The organism is Sphingomonas pokkalii, assembly GCF_003096275.1.
GTDB classification, from domain to species: Bacteria; Pseudomonadota; Alphaproteobacteria; order Sphingomonadales; family Sphingomonadaceae; genus Sphingomonas; species Sphingomonas pokkalii.
Genome location: NZ_QENQ01000001.1, coordinates 1,740,787 through 1,762,136, shown reverse-complemented (window position 1 = coordinate 1,762,136; position 21,350 = coordinate 1,740,787). Strand labels below are relative to the sequence as shown.

At 63.4% G+C, this 21,350-nt stretch carries 19 protein-coding genes; 8 read left to right on the top strand and 11 right to left on the bottom strand.

What is annotated here, in order from left to right; all coding sequences use genetic code 11:
- The first annotated feature begins 19 nt into the window (after positions 1-19).
- The 5 genes from metG (at position 20) to DD559_RS07955 (ending at position 5,958) form a co-directional block, all read left to right on the top strand.
- A complete protein-coding gene (gene metG, locus DD559_RS07975) occupies positions 20-1,585 on the top strand; it encodes a methionine--tRNA ligase (protein WP_116468712.1) in 1,566 nt (521 codons plus the stop codon).
- On the top strand, positions 1,582-2,361 hold the full coding sequence (locus DD559_RS07970; RefSeq protein ID WP_116468711.1) for a TatD family hydrolase: 780 nt from the start codon (positions 1,582-1,584) through the stop codon (positions 2,359-2,361). Before metG ends, DD559_RS07970 begins: the two co-directional genes overlap by 4 nt.
- A 22-nt stretch (positions 2,362-2,383) precedes the next feature.
- Positions 2,384-3,154 carry an MBL fold metallo-hydrolase gene (locus DD559_RS07965; RefSeq protein WP_116470791.1) on the top strand — a complete coding sequence of 257 codons (771 nt, stop codon included), beginning with the start codon at positions 2,384-2,386 and terminating at the stop codon, positions 3,152-3,154.
- A complete protein-coding gene (locus DD559_RS07960) occupies positions 3,151-3,783 on the top strand; it encodes a retropepsin-like aspartic protease family protein (RefSeq protein ID WP_116468710.1) in 633 nt (210 codons plus the stop codon). Before DD559_RS07965 ends, DD559_RS07960 begins: the two co-directional genes overlap by 4 nt.
- A 327-nt stretch (positions 3,784-4,110) precedes the next feature.
- Positions 4,111-5,958: a putative bifunctional diguanylate cyclase/phosphodiesterase gene (locus tag DD559_RS07955; RefSeq protein WP_368389680.1), complete on the top strand. Its 1,848-nt coding sequence runs from the start codon at positions 4,111-4,113 to the stop codon at positions 5,956-5,958.
- A 9-nt stretch (positions 5,959-5,967) separates the two neighbouring features.
- On the opposite strand, the gene DD559_RS07950 is transcribed toward DD559_RS07955, so the two are convergent.
- The 7 genes from DD559_RS07950 to cyoA are packed head-to-tail and all read right to left on the bottom strand — an operon-like array spanning position 5,968 to position 12,602.
- Positions 5,968-6,495, bottom strand: a complete 528-nt coding sequence (locus tag DD559_RS07950) for a response regulator transcription factor (RefSeq protein WP_116468709.1) — start codon at positions 6,493-6,495, stop codon at positions 5,968-5,970.
- Positions 6,492-7,769: an ATP-binding protein gene (locus DD559_RS07945; RefSeq protein ID WP_116468708.1), complete on the bottom strand. Its 1,278-nt coding sequence runs from the start codon at positions 7,767-7,769 to the stop codon at positions 6,492-6,494. The genes DD559_RS07950 and DD559_RS07945 overlap by 4 nt, the downstream gene beginning before the upstream one ends.
- Positions 7,766-8,431, bottom strand: coding sequence for an SURF1 family protein (locus DD559_RS07940; RefSeq protein WP_116468707.1), 666 nt, complete (start codon positions 8,429-8,431; stop codon positions 7,766-7,768). Before DD559_RS07940 ends, DD559_RS07945 begins: the two co-directional genes overlap by 4 nt.
- A 23-nt stretch (positions 8,432-8,454) precedes the next feature.
- Entirely contained in the window at positions 8,455-8,832 is a 378-nt protein-coding gene (gene cyoD / locus DD559_RS07935) for a cytochrome o ubiquinol oxidase subunit IV (RefSeq protein WP_116468706.1), read from the bottom strand.
- The gene (gene cyoC, locus DD559_RS07930; protein ID WP_116470789.1) at positions 8,829-9,455 is read right to left on the bottom strand and encodes a cytochrome o ubiquinol oxidase subunit III; all 627 of its coding nucleotides are present in this window, start codon (positions 9,453-9,455) and stop codon (positions 8,829-8,831) included. Before cyoC ends, cyoD begins: the two co-directional genes overlap by 4 nt.
- A 4-nt stretch (positions 9,456-9,459) precedes the next feature.
- Complete coding sequence (gene cyoB, locus DD559_RS07925) at positions 9,460-11,460, bottom strand: cytochrome o ubiquinol oxidase subunit I (protein ID WP_116468705.1); 2,001 nt, start codon at positions 11,458-11,460, stop codon at positions 9,460-9,462.
- Between the two features lie 8 nt (positions 11,461-11,468).
- Complete coding sequence (gene cyoA, locus DD559_RS07920; RefSeq protein ID WP_116468704.1) at positions 11,469-12,602, bottom strand: ubiquinol oxidase subunit II; 1,134 nt, start codon at positions 12,600-12,602, stop codon at positions 11,469-11,471.
- Between the two features lie 128 nt (positions 12,603-12,730).
- Here cyoA and DD559_RS07915 point away from each other — a divergent pair, with 128 nt between their 5' ends.
- Both DD559_RS07915 and mazG read left to right on the top strand, forming a co-directional pair.
- Positions 12,731-14,062: an MFS transporter gene (locus DD559_RS07915; RefSeq protein ID WP_116468703.1), complete on the top strand. Its 1,332-nt coding sequence runs from the start codon at positions 12,731-12,733 to the stop codon at positions 14,060-14,062.
- Between the two features lie 82 nt (positions 14,063-14,144).
- Entirely contained in the window at positions 14,145-14,897 is a 753-nt protein-coding gene (mazG, locus tag DD559_RS07910) for a nucleoside triphosphate pyrophosphohydrolase (RefSeq protein WP_116468702.1), read from the top strand.
- A gap of 47 nt (positions 14,898-14,944) precedes the next feature.
- Here the strand turns inward: mazG and hflX are convergent, their stop codons facing one another.
- Positions 14,945-16,234, bottom strand: coding sequence for a GTPase HflX (hflX, locus tag DD559_RS07905; protein WP_116468701.1), 1,290 nt, complete (start codon positions 16,232-16,234; stop codon positions 14,945-14,947).
- 7 nt (positions 16,235-16,241) lie between these two features.
- Complete coding sequence (hfq, locus tag DD559_RS07900) at positions 16,242-16,733, bottom strand: RNA chaperone Hfq (protein ID WP_116468700.1); 492 nt, start codon at positions 16,731-16,733, stop codon at positions 16,242-16,244.
- A gap of 237 nt (positions 16,734-16,970) precedes the next feature.
- Between hfq and DD559_RS07895 the strand changes: the two genes are divergently transcribed.
- Positions 16,971-17,666 (top strand): hypothetical protein, encoded by a 696-nt coding sequence (locus DD559_RS07895; protein ID WP_116468699.1) that lies wholly within the window; start codon positions 16,971-16,973, stop codon positions 17,664-17,666.
- 2 nt (positions 17,667-17,668) lie between these two features.
- Here the strand turns inward: DD559_RS07895 and ntrX are convergent, their stop codons facing one another.
- Both ntrX and DD559_RS07885 read right to left on the bottom strand, forming a co-directional pair.
- Positions 17,669-19,048, bottom strand: a complete 1,380-nt coding sequence (ntrX, locus tag DD559_RS07890) for a nitrogen assimilation response regulator NtrX (protein WP_116468698.1) — start codon at positions 19,046-19,048, stop codon at positions 17,669-17,671.
- Positions 19,045-21,312, bottom strand: coding sequence for a sensor histidine kinase NtrY-like (locus DD559_RS07885; RefSeq protein ID WP_116468697.1), 2,268 nt, complete (start codon positions 21,310-21,312; stop codon positions 19,045-19,047). Before DD559_RS07885 ends, ntrX begins: the two co-directional genes overlap by 4 nt.
- Between the last annotated feature and the right edge of the window lie 38 nt (positions 21,313-21,350).

The window sequence follows — 21,350 nt, the reverse complement described above, 5'->3', positions numbered from 1 at the left end:
CGCATCCTAAAGCGGCGGCATGGCTGACCCCTTCTACATCACCACCGCGATCCACTATCCCAACGGCAAGCCGCATATCGGCCATGCCTATGAGATGATCGCCGCCGACGCGATCGCGCGCTTCCAGCGCCAGCAGGGTCGCGACGTGTTCTTCCAGACCGGCACCGACGAGCATGGCCTCAAGATGGTGCAGACCGCCCGCGCCCGCGACCTGACCGCGCGCGAGCTTGCCGATGAAATGTCGGGCTATTTCCGCGTGATGGCGGAGAAACTCGATATTTCGTGCGATCGCTTCATCCGCACCTCCGAAGCCGATCACTACCGCGCCAGCCAGGCGATCTGGGAGAAGATGGCGGCCAAAGGCGACCTGTATCTCGACCGCTACGAGGGCTGGTACTCGGTCCGCGACGAGGCCTTCTACGAAGAGAAGGAACTGCAGGAAGGGGAAGGGGGGCAGAAGCTCTCGCCCCAGGGCACGCCGGTCGAGTGGACCAAGGAGGAGACGTGGTTCTTCCGCCTCTCGAAGTACCAGCAGCCGCTGCTCGACTTCTACGCCGCCAACCCGGATTTCATCCGTCCGGAATCGCGCCGCAACGAGGTGCTGCGCTTTGTTGAGGGCGGGCTGGTCGATCTCTCGGTCAGCCGCACCAGCTTCGACTGGGGCGTGCCGGTGCCGGGTTCGCCGGGGCACGTCATGTATGTCTGGGTCGACGCGCTGACCAACTATCTGACCGGTGCCGGCTTCCCCGACGACGCCGAGCGGCTCGCGCGCTACTGGCCGGCCGACCTGCACCTGATCGGCAAGGACATCGTCCGCTTCCACACCGTCTATTGGCCGGCCTTCCTGATGTCGGCCGACATCGCGCTGCCCAAACAGGTGTTCGGCCACGGCTTCCTGCTCAACCGCGGCGAGAAAATGTCCAAGTCGGTCGGCAATGTCGTCGACCCGATGGAACTGGCCGAGACCTATGGCGTCGACGCGCTGCGCTATTTCCTGCTGCGCGACGTCAGCTTCGGCCAGGACGGCACGTTCAGCGACGAGGCGATCGTCACCCGCGCCAATGCCGATCTCTCGAACAGCTTTGGCAATCTGGCGCAGCGTGTACTCTCGATGATCGCAAAGAACCTCGATGGCGCGCTGCCGTTCGGTGGAAAGGAGACGGAAGCCGACCTCGATTTGGCAGCGAAAGTTTCCTACGCAACAAGCGTGGAGGTTCCGCGAGCCTTTTTTGATCTAGCACTTAACCAAGGTATCGAAGACTGGATACGAGCAGTTTTCGCGTGCAACCAGTATGTGGATGCTCAAGAGCCTTGGAAACTCCGCAAGACCGACCCCGAGCGGATGAAGGTCGTGCTTGCGCGGCTGTTCATTTGCATTCGGGACCTTGCGATTGCGATCCTTCCAGTTGTACCTGCGTCTGCGACACGCCTCCTCGACGCGATGGGCATTCTCGCCGACGAACGCGATCAGCATGCGTACGCGGACTCTGGTTGGTATGAGAGACTGGCGACGTCCGACTTTAGAGTCGCCGCCCCAATCCCGATCTTCCCGCGACTTGAACTGAAAACCTCCGAGGACGCATGAAGCTCGCCGACAGTCATTGCCACCTGATCTATAAGGGTCTCGGCGAGCAGCAGCCCGAAGTGCTGGCGCGCGCGCGCGACGCGGGTGTGGTGGCGATGCTCAACATCTCGACGCGGGAGAACGAGTGGAACCAGGTGATCGCGGTTGCCGAGCGCGAGGCCGATGTGTGGGCGAGCGTCGGCATCCACCCGCACGAGGCGGATACGCACCCCCATGTCGATACCGCCAAGCTGGTCGAACGCGCCCGGCACCCGCGCGTGGTGGGTATCGGCGAAAGCGGTCTCGATTACTATTACGACCATAGCGACCGCGACCGCCAGCGGGCGAGCTTCCGCGCCCATCTCGCGGCCGCGCGCGAGACCCAACTGCCGATCATCGTCCACACCCGCGACGCCGAGGAGGACACGGCGGAAATCCTGCGCGAGGAAATGGGAAAGGGGGCCTTCCCCGGCGTCATCCATTGCTTCACCGCGAGCCGCGCCTTCGGCGAGATCGCGCTGGAACTCGGCTTCTACATATCGATTTCCGGTATCGTGACGTTCAAGAACGCCAGGGACCTGCAGGAAACCGCCGCCGCGCTGCCGCTCGATCGGCTGCTGATCGAAACCGATGCGCCCTTCCTCGCGCCCGTGCCGCACCGGGGTAAGACGGGCGAACCGGCCTTTGTGGCGGATACCTGCCGGTTCCTCGCGCAACTCCGTGGCGAGGATCCGGAAGCGCTGGCCGAGGCGACCCGGGTCAACTTCCACACGCTGTTCTCAAAGACGACAGCGTGACTCGGGCAGGAGGCTGCCTGTGCTGAGCGTCCGAATCCTCGGATCCGGCACGTCGTCCGGTGTTCCCCGGATCGGTCAGGATTGGGGCGCGTGCAATCCGGCCGATCCGCGCAACCGCAGAACGCGCGCATCGATCCTCGTTCGTAGTCAAACGACCACGATCCTGGTGGATACCAGCCCGGATCTGCGCGAGCAGCTGCTTGCTGCGGAGGTTTCGACCGTGGACGCCGTCCTGTGGACGCACGACCATGCCGATCATTGCCACGGCATCGACGATCTGCGCCAGATCATGCACGCTCGGGGGGGGCAGCCGGTGCCTGGATGGGCGCGCCCCTTCACCTTCGAACAAATTTGCAAACGATTTCCTTATATATTTGAGGGAAGGGGGAAATATTACCCTCCAGTGGTTGACATGGGCGCGATGGCGGATGTCTTTACGGTCGGTGATATCGTCGTTCGCGTGGTCGACCAGCCGCATGGCGGGATCACCTCCGCAGGGCTGCGGTTCGAACTGGCGAACTACTCGGTCGGCTATGCTACCGACTTTCACGCGATGACCGCGGAAATGCGCGAGCACTATCGCGGGTTGGATTTGTGGGTTGTGGATGCGCTGCGTCGTGCACCGCACCCGACGCATCCGCATCTGGAGTCCGTGCTGGGGTGGATCAAGGAACTTGAGCCACAGCGGGCGGTGCTCGTCCATATGGACCAGTCTATGGACTATGCGACGCTCGCTACGGAATTGCCCGCTGGAATCGAGCCTGGGTATGACGGATTGGAACTGCGCGCATGAATGGCAGCGACGGCGTGAATCTGGTTTGGCTGATCGGCTGCCTCGTGCTGGTGGTCAGTGCACTTTCGGTCCGCCGTATGAGCTTGAACATGCTGGTTCGGGCGACGCTTGGGTGGGCTGCCATCATCCTTGTGGTGCTGTTTGCCGTTGCGCATCGCTACGAACTGGCGGCGGCCTGGTCATCGCTGAGCAACAGGCTCGGCCTGGAAGAGCAGCAGGCGGAAGGCTCCACCGTCCGGATTCGGATGAGCGCGGACGGGCATTATTGGGCCCGCGTGAAGCTCAACGGGGTCGAACGTAACATGTTGGTCGACAGCGGCGCCACGGTGACCGCGGTTTCGCAGGATACCGCCAAGAGCGCCGGGATTCAGCCCGCCGACGGGCTTCCGGCCATCATCGCGACCGCAAACGGGAACGTCGCGGCGCAGCGCGGGCGGATCGCCGATCTGACGCTTGGACCGCTAAAGATGCACGATGTCGGCGTCGTGATGTCAGCGAGCTTTGGCGACACCGATGTGCTGGGCATGAACTTTCTCTCACGGCTTCATAGCTGGCGGGTGGAAGGCAATGTTCTGGTGCTGGAACCCGTCCGCCCGACGGCAGGCACCGAAACAAGCCAACGAAACTGATTGCGACGGCAAGAGCAGCTAGGAACGCTCGGTCTAGGCATGAAGTTTACATAATGTAGATTATCGGCTCAGGGTTGCGGGGTGGGCGGATTCCAAATCGAAGTGCGAACCTAGGCAATCTGCGGTGCTCAGCCGCTTGAGGGTTCTACAGACCGACTGTCTGTAACCTTGGTGGATTCGCTTCCGGCCGCCATTGGGCGGGCATTCCCAGCCATAGGGTGCTGGCCAATGCGCCAGCCGCCGGGCCGGGCTTACGTAGTTTTGCGACGTCTGCCGTTATTATATGCGAAACCGGATATATGCAGATGTCTGCAATACCTCCTTTGGGTGAACGGTCGCGTGGACATCTCGCTGCAGAACGACATCTTGGAACTCGTAGCCAAGGGTGCCGATCTCACGGCGGTTACCGACCGTCTTTGCCGTGAGGTTGAAATACGGATCCCCGACGTAATCTGCTCGCTGATGCGCGTCGATGTCGCTGGCAGGTTGCATCCCATTGCCGCTCCCAGGCTTCCGGAACATTATCTGCAGGCGATCGATGGCCTCATGATCGGCCCTAAGGTCGGTTCGTGCGGAACCGCTGCGTTCCAAGGAGAGCCCTTCGCCAGTATCGACATCGAACATGATCCAAACTGGGCGAAGTATCTCGACCTGGTTCTGCCACTCGGACTGCGGGCGTGCTGGTCCAGCCCCATCAAGAACGGCCGCGGCGAGGTGGTTGGGGTCTTCGCCTTCTACTACCGTACCCCGCGAGGCCCTACTCCGCTCGAGCGCCGCATGGTGCAGGTCTGCCTCCACCTGTGCGCGATCGCGATCGAACAGGATATCTGGCGCGCCAAGCAGGTTCGGCGGGCGTTGCAGGATGGCTTGACCGGGCTGCCCAATCGTTCGGCGTTCAACGCCTCTCTCAGCGACCTCGACTGCGATCCCGGCAGCTGGGGGTTGATCCTCGTGGACCTGGACAATCTGAAGATCGTCAACGATACCTTCGGCCATGTCGCCGGCGATGCGCTGATCGTCCACGCCGCGAAAAGCTTGGCTGAAGCCGCCGCTCCGGATCGTGCCTATCGCCTGGGTGGCGATGAGTTTGCAGTGCTGCTGCAAAGCCCCGCCGCCCTCGCCGATCCCGCGGAAACCGCACGCAGGCTGCTGGGCGCCCTTTCCCGCCCCACCGAGGAATGTGAACGCAACGTTGTTCCCCGCGGTACGGCAGGTGGCGCGGTCATCGGCGAAGGTGAGACGCCGGAGCAGGTGCGGATCAATGCCGATCTGGCGCTGTATCACGCAAAGGAAACCGCGCGGGGCAGCTTCGTCCGCTATTGGCCCGGAATCGCCACGCGGATGGCGCAGCGGTTGGAAGCGATCAATCTCGTCGAACGCGCTCTTGCGGAGGATCGTCTCGTCCCCTTCTATCAGCCGCTCTTCGATCTGGGCACCGGCGACGTTCTCGGCTTCGAAGCGCTCTGCCGGATCCGCGACGGCGATGAGATCGTTCCCGCCGCGGCCTTTTTCGAAGCAACCACCGATGGCAAGGTCGCCGGCGCGATTACCGAGCGGATGCTGGATCGTATCGCGCAGGATCTCCGGCAATGGTGCGATCATGGCATCGCACCATTGCATGTCGGAATGAATTTCTCCTCCGGGGACTTCCACGGCGGCCGACTGCGGGAGCTCATCCCCGCGACCTTCGGACACTATGGCGTACCCTTGCGTCACCTAACGCTGGAGATCACCGAAACCGTGTATCTCGGCCGCGGCGATACCGTGGTAGCCGATTGCCTGCGCTGGTTCCGAGCGCAGGGCCTGGCGGTGGCGATGGATGATTTCGGGACCGGCTATGCTTCTCTCACCCATCTGCTCACCATGCCCGTCGACTTCCTTAAGATCGACAAGACCTTCACGGATCAGCTCGTGCAGAGTAGCGCCAGCCGGGCGATCGTGGAGGGTGTGCTGCACATCGCCAACGAACTCGACATCAAGGTGATCGCCGAAGGGGTGGAGACCGAGCTGCAGGCCGAACGACTGCGCAGTATCGGTTGCGCCTTCGGTCAGGGGCATCTGTTCTCCCCAGCGGTGAATTTCGATCGGGCGACCAAGATGCTGCGGCATTCGCACGCGCTTGCCGTGCAACGGACCGGGTTGATGCCGGCAACCGAGCCGCAGATCCTCCACTGATCCGCTATGTCAGAGGTGTTTCTTGTCCAGCTTCCGGGCAAGCGTGCGGCGGTGCAGGCCTAGTCGTCGCGCCGCTTCGGAGACATTGTAATTTGTATCTGCCAGCGTCTGGTGGATGTGTTCCCATTCGAGCGTCTTGATCGAGGTCGGTCGGGCTTTCAGTTCGGTTTCGACATCCCCCTCCACCCGCTCGAACGCTGCTTCGATATCGTCGGTATTGGCGGGTTTCATCAGATAGTTGGTCGCACCTAGCTTGATCGCTTCCACTGCCGTTCCGATGCTGGCGAACCCGGTCAGGACGACGATGCGCATCTCTGGCGCCAACGCATGGAGTTGCTTGACGCAGGCAAGCCCGGAACTTCCGCCCAGACGCAGATCCACCACCGCGCGATCCGGCTGGAGGCGCAGGGCGACGGACTCCACGTCGTCCGGTCCGTTCAGCACCTCCACCATGTAGCCGCGCCGTTCGAACGATCGTGCCAGCGTTCGTGCGAAAACCGCGTCATCCTCGACAATCAACAGCCTGTGGTCGCTCATTCGCCTGTATCTGTATCCTCGAGTGCAAGCGCGCGAAGCGGTACGCGCAAGACAACCTCCGCGCCAGCGCCATCGAGATTGCACGCCTCGACCGCGCCCCCAAGCGTGCGGAGCACATTATGCGCCAGGAACAGCCCCAACCCTGCCCCCTGCCGTAGCTTGCTGCTGTTATAGGGCTGGCCGATCCGTTGTAGGATGGCATCGGGGAAACCGTTCCCATTGTCTCGTACCGAGAGTGCCAGCACATCTTCCGTCGTGCTTATTGCGAGGCGGATTCGCGAGGCGCCCGCCTCGATCGCGTTGTCCAGGAGATTGACGATCGCCTGACCGAGCGCGCGATCCGCGACGATCGGCAGATCGCTCGGCACGCGATAGTCCAACGTGACGCTGTCGTTCCGCGGCCAATGCTCGATCAGCCCGGTCACGAAGCGGCGCAAGGTGGTGCGTTCGGGTGCCTCTCCCGTCACTTCGCCCGCGGCAAAGAGGATACCGGCAACGATCGCCTTGCACCGTGCGACTTCCGTCTGCATATCCGTCACTTCGGCGCTCAGCTGCGGATCGCGGCGGATCTTCGCATCCGCGCGCCAGTCGCCAAGCGCGACGGAAAGCGATGCCAGCGGCGTGCCCAGTTCGTGCGCAGCCCCACTGGCAAGAAGGCCCATCCGCACGATGTGCTCCTCTTCCGCGGCGCGCTGCCGCAGTTCCGCCAGACGGGCGTCCCGATCGCGCAGGTTCCGCGCGATACGGGTTACGAACTGGACGACCAGCGTCGCGGTCAACGTGTAGTTGAACCACAGCGCGAACAGGAAGGGGCCGGAAAGAGTGCTCGCGAGCGGCACCGGCAGCGTGAGAGGACGGTGCACCAGCGCCAGCAAGGCGAAGGCAGCACTGGTCAGCAGCACGAGCGCCCAACTCGACCCGGTTTCGAGCAACACCGCGCCGAGAACGACTTGCAGCAGATATAGGGAAATGAACGGGTTGGTCGCCCCCCCGCTAAGGTACAACAGGACGGTGAGACACAGGACGTCGACCAGCAAACCGGCCAGAACCTGGGCGTTGCTGGCCGGGCGCAGCGCGCGCGCCGGGAACATTGCGAGATTGAGCACGACCAGCACGCCGATCGTCGCAAGCATCGGCACTAGCGGCAACCGCACACCGAAGGCGAGATGCACCCCCAGGATTGTCGTCAATTGGCCCAGTACGGCCAGCCAGCGAAGCTGAACCAGAAGCAGAAGATTGCGGCGTGCCGCGTCTTCCGGCGCCGATGGATTCATGCGGTATCCCGGCCATGCCAGGCTCGCCACGCGAACCAAGCGGTAAGAACCGCGAGGCCGAACCAGGTGAGCGCATAGACCAGATGGCTGTTGCTGAAGCGAAGGACGGTCATGCCGCCGCGCGGCCAGCCGTCTCCGCTACGATCGGCGTCGATGAAATAGGGAGCGAGCCTGGTAAGCCCCTGCCCCATCGCCTGAACATCGCGCGCGTACCAGCGATCCGCGGCGGGATCGTTGGCACGTAGGAAACCTCCCTTGGGTTCGCTCAGGCGCAGCAGACCGGTAACGACCACCGTTCTGTTGGCGACCGTCTTGCACGGCGGCAAGGTCTGCCCATCGGGCAGGAACCCGCGATTGATGAAAACGGTGAAACCGCGATCGGACAGCAGCGGGGTCATCACCCATTTGCCGGCGCCGAGATCGGTGACGGCCTGAGCCAGTTTGGTGCGGCAGGGAATATAGCGGCCGGTAACGCGTAGCTTGCGATAGGCTGCGTTCGCATCGATGGCGGCCCATTCGGTAGGGCCGGGTGCGGGAGCCGGCGCCTTGGCCAGCCCCTGCTCCACCCGGTCGATCAATGCCAGCTTCCAGCTGCGTCGCTCGACCTGCCAGATCCCGAGGCCGAGCAGGATGGCGATCAGCGGCAGGAGCGCGATCGCCATCCAGTTGCGGGAAGCTGGCCGGCTCACATGCCGGCGCCGGAAGCCATCCCGGGCATCATGTTGAGGTTCATGTTGTACATGACCCACAGCGAGCCGGTGAGCGCGATCACGACGATGATCGCCGTGAAGATCAGCGCCATCAGCGTCCAGCCCTGCTCGGACTTGCTGTTCATGTGGAGGAAGTAGATCATGTGGACGACGATCTGCACCATCGCCAGGCCTGCGCAGATCGCGACCGCGACGCGGGTGTCGGCGATCCAGCCGCCCATCACGATCCCGAACGGGATAGCAGTGAGGACGACCGAGAGCAGGAAGCCGGTGATGTAGCCGCCGCGGGTTGAATGCGGCGCGTCATGGCCGTGATCATGGCCGTGGTGATGGCCGTGGGTGTCCGCGCTCATCGCATGGCTCCAAACAGATAGACGAAGGTGAAGACGCCGATCCAGACTACGTCGAGAAAGTGCCAGAACAGCGACAGGCACTGGAGGCGACGGACATTGGCCGGGATCAGGCCCTTGCGCGCCACCTGCACCATCAGCGTGAACAGCCAGATCAGGCCGAAGGTGACGTGCAGGCCGTGCGTGCCCACCAGGGTGAAGAAGGACGAGAGGAACGCCGAGCGCCACGGCCCCGCACCTTCATGGATCAGCTCCGAGAACTCGTAGAGCTCGATGCAGAGGAAGGCCGCGCCGAACACCGCGGTCAGCGCCAGCCAGGCCTGCACGGCACCCTGGCGCTTCTCCTGCATCGCGATCATCGCGAAACCGTAGGTAATGGAGGAGAACAGCAGCATCGCCGTGTTCACCGCGACCAGCGGCAGCTTGAACAGTTCGTGGGAGGTCGGACCTCCCGCGAAGCTGGTGCCATAGACGCCCCAGGCCGCGAACAGCATCGCGAAGATGAGGCAGTCGCTCATCAGGTACATCCAGAAGCCGAGCAGCGTGCTGCCGCCGGGTTCGTGATGCTCCTCCTCGAGCTGGTAGAAGACGGGCGTGTCACCCGTTTGTACAGTCGTGGCGCTCATCGCCTCAAGCTCCCAGCCGCGCCAGCACCTGGGTGCGCGCATTCTCGGTTTCGGTCACTTCTTCCACGGGGATGTAGAAGTCGCGATCATAGTTGAAGGTATGGGCGATCGCGGTGACGACCAGACCCAGGAACGATGCGGCGGCAAGCCACCAGACATACCAGATCATCGCGAAGCCGAAGACCAGCGAGAACCCGGCGAGAATGATGCCGGCGCCGGTGTTCTTCGGCATGTGGATCGGCAGGAAGCCAGCCACCGGCCGCTTCGCGTTGTTCGCCTTCATGTCATACCAGGCATCCAGGTCGCGGATGATCGGCGTGAACGCGAAGTTGTACGCCGGCGGCGGCGACGACGTCGCCCATTCCAGCGTGCGTGCGTTCCACGGATCGCCGCTCTCGTCCTTCAGCGCCTCGCGGTTGCGGATGCTGACGAAGATCTGGAGCAGGAAGGCGGCGATGCCGACCGCAATGATCGCGGCACCGATCGCGGCGACGACGAACCAGATCTGCAGGCTCGGATCCTCGAAGTGGCGCAGACGGCGGGTCACGCCCATCAGGCCGAGGACGTAGAGCGGCGTGAACGCCACCCAGAAGCCCACCACCCAGCACCAGAAGGAGACCAGGCCCCACTTCTTGTCCAGCTTGAAGCCGAACGCCTTGGGCCACCAGTAGTTGATGCCGGCGAACAGGCCGAACAGCACGCCGCCGATGATCACGTTGTGGAAGTGCGCGACCAGGAACAGCGAGTTGTGCAGCACGAAGTCCGCGGGCGGAACCGCCAGCAGCACGCCGGTCATGCCGCCGATCACGAAGGTCAGCATGAAGGCGATCGTCCACATCATCGGCAGTTCGAAGCGGATGCGGCCCTTGTACATGGTGAACAGCCAGTTGAAGATCTTCGCACCCGTCGGGATCGAGATGATCATCGTGGTGATGCCGAAGAAGCTGTTCACGCTCGCGCCCGAGCCCATCGTGAAGAAGTGATGGAGCCAGACGAGGTAGGACAGGATGGTGATGACCAGCACGGCGTAGACCATCGAGGTATAGCCGAACAGGCGCTTGCCCGAGAAGGTGGAGGTGACTTCGGAGAAGATGCCGAACGCGGGCAGGATCAGGATGTACACTTCCGGGTGACCCCAGATCCAGATCATGTTCACGTACATCATCGGGTTGCCGCCGCCGGTGTTCGTGAAGAACTGGGTGCCGACATAGCGATCGAGGCTGAGCATCGCGAGCACGGCGGTGAGCACCGGGAAGGCCGCGACGATCAGGATGTTGGTGGCGAGCGCGGTCCAGGTGAAGACCGGCATCTTCATCAGGCCCATGCCCGGCGCGCGCATCTTGACGATGGTGGCGACCAGGTTGACGCCCGACAGCAAGGTACCCACGCCCGCGATCTGCAAGGCCCAGATATAATAGTCCACGCCGACATCCGGCGAATAGTCGAGGCCCGAGAGCGGCGCCATCGCCAGCCAGCCGGTCCGCGCGAACTCACCGATGAACAGGCTGGCCATCACCAGCGCCGCACCCGCCGCCGTCATCCAGAAGCTGAAATTGTTCAGGAACGGGAAGCTGACGTCGCGCGCGCCGATCTGCAGCGGCACCACGAAGTTCATGAGGCCGGTGACGAAGGGCATGGCGACGAAGAAGATCATGATCACGCCGTGCGCGGTGAAGATCTGATCGTAATGGTGCGCGTTCAGATAGCCTTCGTTGGCGCCGAACGCCATCGCCTGCTGGGCACGCATCATGATCGCATCGGCAAAGCCGCGCAGCAGCATCACCAAGCCCAGCACCATGTACATGATGCCGATGCGCTTGTGATCGACGGTGGTGAACCACTCTTTCCAGAGATAGCCCCACAGGCGGAAATAGGTCAGCGCGCCGAGAAGCGCGATGCCGCCGATCGCAACGCCGCAAAAGGTCGCGACGACGATCGGCTCGTGCAACGGCAGACTCTCGAGCGAGAGCCGACCGAAGATCATCTTGGTCAAAGTCTCAGACATGGCAGTGCTCAAGCCTCGCCCGCCGCCGCGCGGCCGGGATAGGCCGGCGCGTCCATGCGGGTCATGTTACGGTTCGATTCCGCGCCGGGTTCGCTCTTGCCGGCGGGAGCGCCGTGCGGGTGCATCAGGTGCGGACTGGTCTTCATCTCATCCGGGGACTTCATCAGGGCGCCATCCGCGCCCTCGCCCGGCTTGTCGTTTACCGGAGGTGCGACCTGCTGGGCACCCGAACCATGGTGCATCATGTGCGACGTGCAGGTGCTGCCCGGCTTCACGCACATCTGAACGATGCGATCGAACAGCCCGGCCTCGATCGTGCCGAAATGCATCGCCGGCACCTTCTCGCTCGGCTTTTCGAGCGTGAGATATTCGCTGGCATCGAGAGCGGTATCGCTCGCCTTGGTCTTCGCAACCCACTGCTCGAAACCGGCAGGATCGACCGAAAGCGTCGGGAAGCGCATGTCGGAGAAGCCGGCGCCGCTATAGTTGGCGCTCACGCCTTCGAAGCTGCCGACCTTGTTCATCACCGCATGGAGTTTCGTCTCCATGCCCGGCATGGTGTAGATCATGCCTGCCAGCGCCGGAACGTAGAAGGTGTTCATCACGCTCGACGAGGTCAGGCGGAATCGGACCTGCCGGTCCGCCGGCAGCACCAGCTCGTTCACCGTGGCGATGCCCTGCTCGGGATAGATGAACAGCCACTTCCAATCCAGCGACACCACCTGGATTTCCAATGGCTTGTCATTCGCCGTGATCGGCTTGCCCGGCGCAATACGGTCGAGCGGCCGGTATGGATCCAACTTGTGCGTTGCAAGCCAGGTGAGCGCGCCAAGCGCGATGATGATCAGCAGCGGCGCCGACCAGATCACCAGCTCGATACGAGTCGAGTGATCCCAGTCGGGCTGATACTCGGCATCGCGGTTGCTGGCGCGATATTTGAACGCGAACAGCACCGTGAGCGCCATCACCGGAACAATGATGAGCAGCATCAGGAAGGTCGACCAGAGAATCAGGTCAGCCTGCTGACGCGCAACGTCGCCGGAGGGGTTCATCACCACAAGGTCGCACCCGCCTAGAACCAGCGGGGCGGCGAGCGTAGCGATCAAGGCCGTCGGCCGAAGGGCGCGACGGAAGGGGGGCATGGATCGAAACATAGCGGCCGCGAGTTAGGGATTGTTGTGCAGGTGCGAAATAGGACAATTTGTCCTATGGCTGCAACCCGCGACATTCCCTAGGTGCTTTCCCAAAGGCTTTGCGGTACACATAACCTATGGCCAATGCTCAGCTTGGTTCGACTCGGATCGAACATGACGCCCGCCTGATCAACACCTCGCACGGTGACGATCACCTCCGCCCCGGCGATATCGCGATCGGCGTGATCATAGGACGAACGTCCGAATTTTTCGACTTCTTCGTCTATGCGATCGCGTCGGTTCTGGTGTTTCCCGCGCTGGTCTTTCCCTATCTGGACCGGGTGTCGGGTACGCTCTGGTCGTTTGCGCTCTTCCCCCTCGCCTTTATCGCCCGGCCGATCGGGACGCAGATTTTCATGCGCGTCGACCGCAGACATGGCCGCGGCGCCAAGCTGACGCTCGCGTTGTTCCTGCTGGGTACCGCCACGGTGTCCATGGCCTTTCTGCCCGGCTATGCCGCGATCGGAACATGGTCGGCGGTGATGCTCGCGGCGCTGCGTATTGCGCAGGGCATCGCTTTGGGGGGGGCCTGGGATGGGCTTGCCTCGCTGCTGGCGCTCAACGCGCCTGCCGATCGCCGCGGCTGGTATGCGATGGTGCCGCAGCTCGGTGCCCCGCTCGGGCTGATCGTGGCGAGCGGCCTGTTCGCCTATTTCCTGGGCGCGCTTGATTCCGCCGATTTCATGAGCTGGGGCTGGCGCTATCCGTTCTTCGTCGCCTTTGCACTGAACGTCGTCGCATTGTTCGCGCGTCTTCGCATGGTGGTCGCGCCCGAATATGTGAAACTGTTCGAAAGCCGCGAACTTACGCCTTCGCGTGTTACCGCGACGATCAAGGCGCAGTGGCGCAACATCATCATCGGCGCCTTCGCGCCGCTGGCCAGCTTCGCGCTGTTCCACATGGTGACCGTGTTCCCGCTTTCGTGGATCGCCCTCTACACCACCGAAGATCTGACCCGTTTTCTGTGGATTGAAGTCGGTGCGGCGGCGTGCGGCGTGGTCGCGATCGTGATCTCGGGCCTGCTGGCCGATCGCATCGGTCGCCGGTCGCTGCTCGCCTATACCGCCGCCGCGATCGCCGCCTATTCCGGCTTTGCACCGCAGCTGCTGGAACTGGGCAATGCCGGCGAAGTCGTGTTCATGGTCCTCGGCTTCATCCTGCTCGGCCTGGCGTTCGGCCAGTCCTCAGGCGCAGTCGCCAGCAACTTCCCGAAGCGGGCACGCTATACCGGTGCGGCACTCACCTCCGATCTTGCCTGGCTGTTCGGTGCCGGCTTCGCACCGCTGGCGGCACTGCTGCTGGCGGCCAATTGGGGGGTGATCGCTTCGGGCCTGTACCTGCTCTCGGGCGCTGCCGGCACGCTGATCGCGCTCTATTTCAACAAGGAACTGGGGCGCCGCCTCGATTGATAGCCTCGCGCGGCTTGCCTAAGCCGCGCGCGACCTTCATGGGCCTCCTGTCCGCGTACACCGCGCGCAGGAGGCCTTTTTCATGACGTCCCCCACCGGCATCGATCGTCTTGTGGCGATAATGGCGCGTCTGCGCGATCCAGAGCATGGTTGCGAATGGGACGTTGCGCAGACGTTCGAAACCATTGCCCCCTACACGATCGAGGAAGCCTATGAGGTGGCGGACGCGATCGAGCGCGCCGACATCGCCGACCTTAAGGACGAATTGGGCGACCTGCTGCTCCAAGTCGTTTTCCACAGCCGAATCGCCGAGGAGGCCAAAGAATTCGCGTTGGCGGATGTGGTAACGTCGATCAGCGACAAGATGGAACGCCGCCACCCGCATATCTTCGGCGACGTCGCCGAGGGCGGGCACCACCTTTGGGAAACGATCAAGGCCGAAGAGCGCGGCGCCAAGGGAGCAAGCAGCGCGCTCGATGGGGTTGCGATCGGCCTGCCGGCGCTGCTGCGTGCCGAAAAGCTCCAGAAGCGCGCGGCGCGCACCGGTTTCGACTGGCCGGATGCTTCGGGTGCGCTGGAGAAAATCTTCGAGGAACTGGCGGAGATCGATGCCGCCGAGAACGACGAAGATCGCGCCGAGGAAGTGGGCGACCTGCTGTTTGCGGTGGTCAACTATGCCCGCAAGCTGGGCGTCGATCCCGAAGCGGCGCTACGGGCGGCGAACGGCAAGTTCGAACGAGGGTTCAAGGCGATGGAGATGCGCGCAGGGGAGGCTTTTGTCGGCCTGGATCTCGACGGCAAGGAAGCGCTCTGGCAGGCGGTGAAGCGCGGCTGAGACGAGATGGCCGGCGATGGGCGTCGCGATCGGCACGACACCCGCCCCTACCCTCGCGTGACGAACCGCTCGTAATCACGCGGCGCCATCCGTACCTCATACACCGCCTGCTCATCCTCGATGTGCTGGTCGATCACTTCGCCGTGCTGGTGCAGCCATGCCGCTGCCGCACCGTCCGCAGGATCGAGCCGCAGCGTGTAGCGTCGATGCCCCTCGGTTAGCCGGGCCGCGACGCCTTCCACCAGCGCGTCCACGCCCTCCCCGGTCAGCGCCGACAACACGCGCACATCCTCGCGCCGCGCCGCATCGGCCAGCGCATCCTCCCGCCGCTCGTCATCGAGCAGGTCGAGCTTGTTCCACGCTTCGAAACGCGGCGTCTGCTCGGAAACACCGATCTCCTGGAGCACCTTCTCGACATCGACGCGCTGCGCCTCACTGTCGGGATGGGCGATGTCGCGGACGTGGATCAGCAGGTCGGCCGACACCACCTCTTCCAGCGTTGCCTTGAACGCAGCGACCAATTGGGTCGGCAGCTCGGAAACGAAGCCCACCGTGTCCGACAGGATCGCCTTGTCGATCCCGGGTAGCGAGACCTGCCGCAGCGTCGGGTCGAGCGTGGCGAAGAGCAGGTTCTCCGCCATAACTTCGGCCCCGGTCAGCCGGTTGAACAGCGTCGACTTGCCGGCATTGGTATAGCCGACCAGCGCTACTACCGGCCAGGGCGCCCGCTGGCGCCGATCGCGATGGAGCGTGCGGGTGCGGCTGACCTGATCGAGCTCGCGCCGCAGCCGCGCCATGCGGTCGCGGATCAGCCGGCGGTCGGCTTCGATCTGGGTCTCGCCCGGGCCGCCAAGGAAGCCGAAGCCGCCGCGCTGGCGCTCAAGATGGGTCCAGCTGCGCACCAGCCGGCCCGCCTGATAGTCGAGATGGGCGAGCTCGACCTGCAACCGGCCTTCCGCCGTGCGGGCGCGCTCGCCGAAAATCTCCAGGATCAGGCCGGTGCGGTCGATCACCTTGCAGCCGAGCGCGGTCTCGAGGTTGCGCTGCTGCACCGGCGTCAGCGCCGCGTCGAACACCGCGAGTTGCAGCTCGCCGTCGCGCACCGTCTCGGCCAGGGCTTCCACCTGACCCGAGCCGATCAGCGTGCCCGGCTTGGGCTGGCGCAGCCGAACGGCAGCCCGTTCGACCACGTCGATGCCGATCGCGGCGGCGAGGCCGGCGGTTTCCTCCAGCCGCGCCTCGGAGTCGCGCGAGCTCCCCCCCATATCCGGATAGACGACGAGCGCCCTTGCGCCCCGCGCGAATTCGTCGGGGTCGCGCTCGAAACCAGTGCTCATGCGGGGATCAATCGCCGTCGCCGCCGGCGGTTTCCTCGGCGAGGTTCAGCGGGTGCGCGGGCTGGATGGTGGAGACGGCGTGCTTGTACACCAGCTGGGCCATGCCTTCGCGCTGGAGCAGCATGCAGAACAGGTCGAACGCCGCAATCTGCCCCTGAAGCATCACGCCGTTCACGAGGAACATGGTAACATTTTCCTGCGCCTTGCGCACGGCGTTGAGGAAGATTTCCTGCAACACAGGGTTCTTGTGCTGATATTCGCCGGCCGCGTCGAGCAGCGCGGCCAGATCCATCGGGCCCGATGGCATGATCGTCGAAATGGCATGCTTGTAGATCAGCTGCGACTGGCCGTCGCGGCGGAGCAGCACCGAAAAATTATCGAACCAAGTGACGATGCCCTGGAGCTTGACGCCCTTCACAAGGAACATCGTGACCGGCGTCTTCGACCGGCGCAACGAGTTTAGGAACAGGTCCTGAAGCGAAGTCTGCTTCTCTGCCATATGGTTGGCTCCTTTTATTCTTGGCGGGATTTGTCCCGCGATGCGCCGTTCCCGGCGTCAGGGTCGGCGCCACCCCGGCGCCGGGACACAATCTAGGACGTTTACCGCGCTGCGTCCATAGCGGCGCTTCATGTCTCGCCCTACCAATCCGACTACGGACATCATGCCGTCCTGCAGGTGCCGATATTTGGACAATATTCGATGTTGCACTCACCGGACAGTCCAGGAGAGATTGGAATGTTCGAAATACTATCGCTAGTACTCGCGCCCGTTCTTCCGATCGAAGCGGGCAACCAGCAAAACGATAGGAACGCCGAAAACGACATCGTCGTTACCGCTTCAAGCCGTGACTATCCGCTCAACGGCAAGCAATTTGAGGCAGCACTCAAGGCCTTCCGCAAGCATAGGCCTTTTTTTGCGCCCCAAAGTCGCCTGTGGTTCGAAGTGTCCGCGCGTCAGGGCGATCCTTCCCTGGCGGGCGTGTCGCTCGCACTTTCCGATGGTCACACCCGCATCCCGCTAACGATAGGGGAGGATCACCGGATCGCCATCCCGGAGGTCGCCGGCAATAGCTGGCACCTGGTCCATGTCGGTCGCCCAAAGGCGCTGCGTATCCGCCCTTGGGTGCTATCGCCAAACACAAGCGGTAGTGACCTGCGGCTCGGCGACCTGCAGGTCCAGTGCCGTGTCGGCTGGGCGATCGCCCGGCAATCGGAATCGATCTTCGTTACCGGCATGTTCGATGTGATCGGCGGGTGCGCGAGTTCGAAAATCGGCCTCTATCAGGAGTTGGGGCGCCCGATCGCATCCGCCATCCTGATCGAAGGCAGCAAGCAGGCCGCCATCCCCGTGTGGCACGATACCGCGATGCGCATGCCGACCTATATCAAGGGCTACACCGTCGAAGCGCGCGTGCGCATCGTCTATCGGTAAGGTCAATCGTCGCGGGCATCGGTGATGCCAAGCAGCTTGAGTTTCCGGTGCAGCGCCGATCGCTCCATGCCGATGAAGCTCGCGGTGCGTGAAATGTTGCCGGAGAAGCGCCGGATCTGCACGCGCAGATACTCGCGCTCGAAGCTCTCGCGGGCCTCCTTGAGCGGCGCCCCCATGATTGCGTTGGATGCCATGCTGTTCGTGCCCTCGCCCTGGCGGCCCAACACCTCCGGCGGCAGCAGATCCACGTCGATGCGGCCGATCCTGTCCCCGGGAGCAAGGATTACGGTTCGTTCCACGACGTTGCGAAGCTGCCGCACATTGCCCGGCCAGTCATAGCTTTGCAGCGCCACCATCGCATCCGCGGCGATCTCCGGCGTCGGCACGCGCCGCTCGGCGGCGTAATGTGCGACATAATGCTCGACGAGCGCGGGAATGTCTTCCCGACGATCGCTCAGCGGCGGGATCGGTACCGGTACGACGTTCAACCGATAATACAGGTCTTCACGGAACCGCCCGGCGCCAATTTCCGCCATCAGGTCGCGTGCCGTGGCGGAAACCACGCGGACATCCACCTTCACGATCCGGGTGCCGCCCACGCGGCTGAAGCTCTGCTCGGTCAGCACGCGCAGGATACGCGCCTGCGTGGCGACCGGCATGTCGGCGATCTCGTCAAGGAACAATGTGCCGCCATGGGCTTGTTCGAGCAGGCCGGGACGAACGAGGTCACCGCCTTCTTCCACCCCGAACAGTTCCTCGTCGACGCGATCGGGCGTCATGCGCGCCGCACTGACGATCACGAAGGGGGCATCGGCACGCTGGCTCCAGCCGTGAAGCAGCCGGGCGGCGATCTCCTTGCCCACCCCGGCCCCGCCGGTAATCAGCACGCGGCTACCCGTGGAAGCGACGCGCTTCAGCGTCGCGCGAACGGAGTTGATCGCGCTGGACGCCCCGTGGAGATCGGTACCCCGCCCCGCCACCGCGCGCAGCGATGCAACCTCGCGCTTGAGCCGTTCCGTTTCGGTCGCACGCGCAACCATCAACAACAGCCTCTCGGCTTCGAACGGCTTTTCGATAAAGTCGGCGGCGCCACGCCGAATCGCCGCGACCGCGGTGTCGAGATTGCCATGGCCGGAAATCACCAGGACCGGGATCGAGGGATCGCGGCGCTTGATCTCATCCAGCAGTTCAAGCCCGTCGAGCCTGGAACCTTGCAGCCACACGTCGAGAAGCACCAGGCTCGGCCGCCGTTCGGCAATCGCTTCCAGTGCAGAATCGCTATCGGCGGCATTGCGGGTATCATAGCCTTCGTCCTCGAGGACGCCGGCTACCAGTTCGCGGATGTCGCGTTCGTCATCGACGACGAGAATGTCCAGGCTCATATTCTGCTTCCGGTTCGGGTGAGCATCGCCGGCCGCGAATCCTTCGCATCGTCCGGCGTATCGGTGAGGGCGACGCTGGCGAGCATCGCAGTATCGAAGCAAAGCGTCACGAGCGTGCCGCCGCCGGGGCGGTCGGCAAAGGCGATCGTGCCGCAATGTTCCTCGACGATCTTCTTGACGATCGCAAGCCCGAGACCCGTGCCGCGGCTGCGCGTCGTCATATAGGGTTCGACGATCCGGTCGCGTTCTACCGGGAGGCCCACGCCATTGTCGGCGAGGGTCAGCACCAGCTTGTCGTCTGCGCCCGCCTGTATCGAGAGGTGCACCTCTCCTTGTACCGAACTGCCGTCGCCGCCGGCCGCATCGGTGCGCGCCTCAATCGCTTCAACGGCGTTCTTGACGATGTTGGTCAGCGCCTGGCCGATCTGCCGACGGTCACATATCAACGTCGGTGCCGGATCCGGTGCGTCGAGCGTGAAGCGTAGCGCAGGATGCGCGACCTCGTGCAGGAACATCGATTGTCGTGCGATATCGAGCAGCGACTCACGACGGAATACCGGCTTCGGCATCCGCGCGAAGGAAGAGAATTCATCGACCATCCGCCGCAGATCGCCGACCTGGCGTATGATCGTGTCGGTGAGACGGGCAAATACGCCGTCGCTCTGATCCACCTGCTTGCCATAGCGCCGCTGGAGACGTTCCGCGGCGAGCTGGATCGGCGTCAGCGGGTTCTTGATCTCATGCGCGATACGGCGGGCCACGTCCGCCCAGGCCGCACGTCGCTGGTCGTTCAACTGCTGGGTGATGTCGTCGAAGGTGAGAACCTGCCCCCCCTCGTCCGAGGTGATCTTGACGGCCAGGGTGCGGGCATCCCCGTCGCTGGCGATCTGGACAATTCCCTCGCGACTACCGCTGGCAAGCAACGCATCCAGTTCCGGCGCGAGCGCATGGAGCGGCTTTCCTACCGCGTCCTCAGCCTTGTGGCGCAGCAGGGCGTTAGCAGAGGCGTTGATCAGTCGAACGTGATGGTCCGCCCCGATTGCGATCACCCCCGCAGACACCCCGGACATCACCGCTTCGATCAGTGCACGGCGGCTGTCGAGCTGGGCATTCGCGGTTACCAGCGCGTTGGTCTGCGCGCTCAGGCGTTCGGTCATGCTGTTGAACGCAATGCCGAGGGTGGCGATTTCGTCGATCCGTTCCGGTGTCGGCACACGGGCTGAGAGATCGCCGTCCGCCACCTGCCCGGCAGCCTTGACGAGCTGGTCCACGGGCCGGACGAGGCGATCGGCCACCGCCAGCGCAATCCAGGTCGCAATGCCGACGATCAACAGCGCGACACCGAAAAGCACTGCGTTGAACTGGAGCTGCAGCGCGCGGGATCGCGCAATCAGCGCGCTGAATTCATGTCCGATCAGATCCGCCGCCACATTCTGGCGATTGAGGAAGTCCACGTTGGTAGGTGTGGCGACGTACAGGAACAGATTGGTGGAGCGATCGATTGGCGTGACGACCCAGAGCATCTCGGAGTCGAAGTTCGTCGCACTTTCGCCGTCCTTCATGACCTTCAGCACGCTGGACGAAACCCTTCGCGCGAAAACCGATGCCGAGGGCGCCTGAAGTGAATAGATGACATCCACCTTGTTGCCATCGACAACGCGAAACAGAACCGACTGCGATAGCCCGCGATATACGACCTGCCGCAGGTACCAATCTTGGAACACCGGGGATTGCGGCGTTATCTCCGGCCAGCTTTCGACAAGATCATGCACCATCGTTCGCGCTTCGAGCGTCCAGCGGCTGGCAACGAGTGTCTTGCCTTCCTTCGATATCGCCGAGGCGGTATCCAGCGCCGCCCTGGCCCGCTGCGATCCCCACAGCTGGATGCCGGACTGGAACATGATCGATGCCGCGATCACCGTCAGCACGATCGGCACGCTCGCCATCAGCGTGAACACCGCCACCAGGCGAACATGCAGCCTGCCGCCGCCGGCCAGCGCCGAGCGCGCCGTGCGGTTCAGCGCGATGCGCCTTCCGATCAACACGATCAGCGCGACATAGGGCAGCAGGTTGATCAGCAGCAGCGTTGCCGCAATGCCAGGGCTGAACAGCTGCTGGTTCGATTGATGCCCGATGAACCAATAGGTGATGACGGGTGTCGCTAGCGCGAGGGACAGCACGAGGAGTTCGACCAGCCGAACCACCCTGCCAGAGCGTGACCAATCCTGTGCAGGATCAAGACTCGTTGGATCTGCGCCGTCCATTGCGACCTTGATACACGCCGATTGTGGCCGAAAGAACA

Bases quoted from the DNA above. Each gene is read 5' to 3' on its own strand.
- metG (WP_116468712.1), top strand. From the start codon at position 20: ATGGCTGACCCCTTCTACATCACCACCGCGATCCACTATCCCAACGGC.
- DD559_RS07970 (WP_116468711.1), top strand. From the start codon at position 1,582: ATGAAGCTCGCCGACAGTCATTGCCACCTGATCTATAAGGGTCTCGGC.
- DD559_RS07960 (WP_116468710.1), top strand. From the start codon at position 3,151: ATGAATGGCAGCGACGGCGTGAATCTGGTTTGGCTGATCGGCTGCCTC.
- DD559_RS07950 (WP_116468709.1), bottom strand. From the start codon at position 6,495: ATGAGCGACCACAGGCTGTTGATTGTCGAGGATGACGCGGTTTTCGCA.
- DD559_RS07945 (WP_116468708.1), bottom strand. From the start codon at position 7,769: ATGAATCCATCGGCGCCGGAAGACGCGGCACGCCGCAATCTTCTGCTT.
- DD559_RS07940 (WP_116468707.1), bottom strand. From the start codon at position 8,431: ATGGCGATCGCGCTCCTGCCGCTGATCGCCATCCTGCTCGGCCTCGGG.
- cyoD (WP_116468706.1), bottom strand. From the start codon at position 8,832: ATGAGCGCGGACACCCACGGCCATCACCACGGCCATGATCACGGCCAT.
- cyoC (WP_116470789.1), bottom strand. From the start codon at position 9,455: ATGAGCGCCACGACTGTACAAACGGGTGACACGCCCGTCTTCTACCAG.
- cyoB (WP_116468705.1), bottom strand. From the start codon at position 11,460: ATGTCTGAGACTTTGACCAAGATGATCTTCGGTCGGCTCTCGCTCGAG.
- cyoA (WP_116468704.1), bottom strand. From the start codon at position 12,602: ATGCCCCCCTTCCGTCGCGCCCTTCGGCCGACGGCCTTGATCGCTACG.
- DD559_RS07915 (WP_116468703.1), top strand. From the start codon at position 12,731: ATGGCCAATGCTCAGCTTGGTTCGACTCGGATCGAACATGACGCCCGC.
- mazG (WP_116468702.1), top strand. From the start codon at position 14,145: ATGACGTCCCCCACCGGCATCGATCGTCTTGTGGCGATAATGGCGCGT.
- hflX (WP_116468701.1), bottom strand. From the start codon at position 16,234: ATGAGCACTGGTTTCGAGCGCGACCCCGACGAATTCGCGCGGGGCGCA.
- hfq (WP_116468700.1), bottom strand. From the start codon at position 16,733: ATGGCAGAGAAGCAGACTTCGCTTCAGGACCTGTTCCTAAACTCGTTG.
- DD559_RS07895 (WP_116468699.1), top strand. From the start codon at position 16,971: ATGTTCGAAATACTATCGCTAGTACTCGCGCCCGTTCTTCCGATCGAA.
- ntrX (WP_116468698.1), bottom strand. From the start codon at position 19,048: ATGAGCCTGGACATTCTCGTCGTCGATGACGAACGCGACATCCGCGAA.
- DD559_RS07885 (WP_116468697.1), bottom strand. From the start codon at position 21,312: ATGGACGGCGCAGATCCAACGAGTCTTGATCCTGCACAGGATTGGTCA.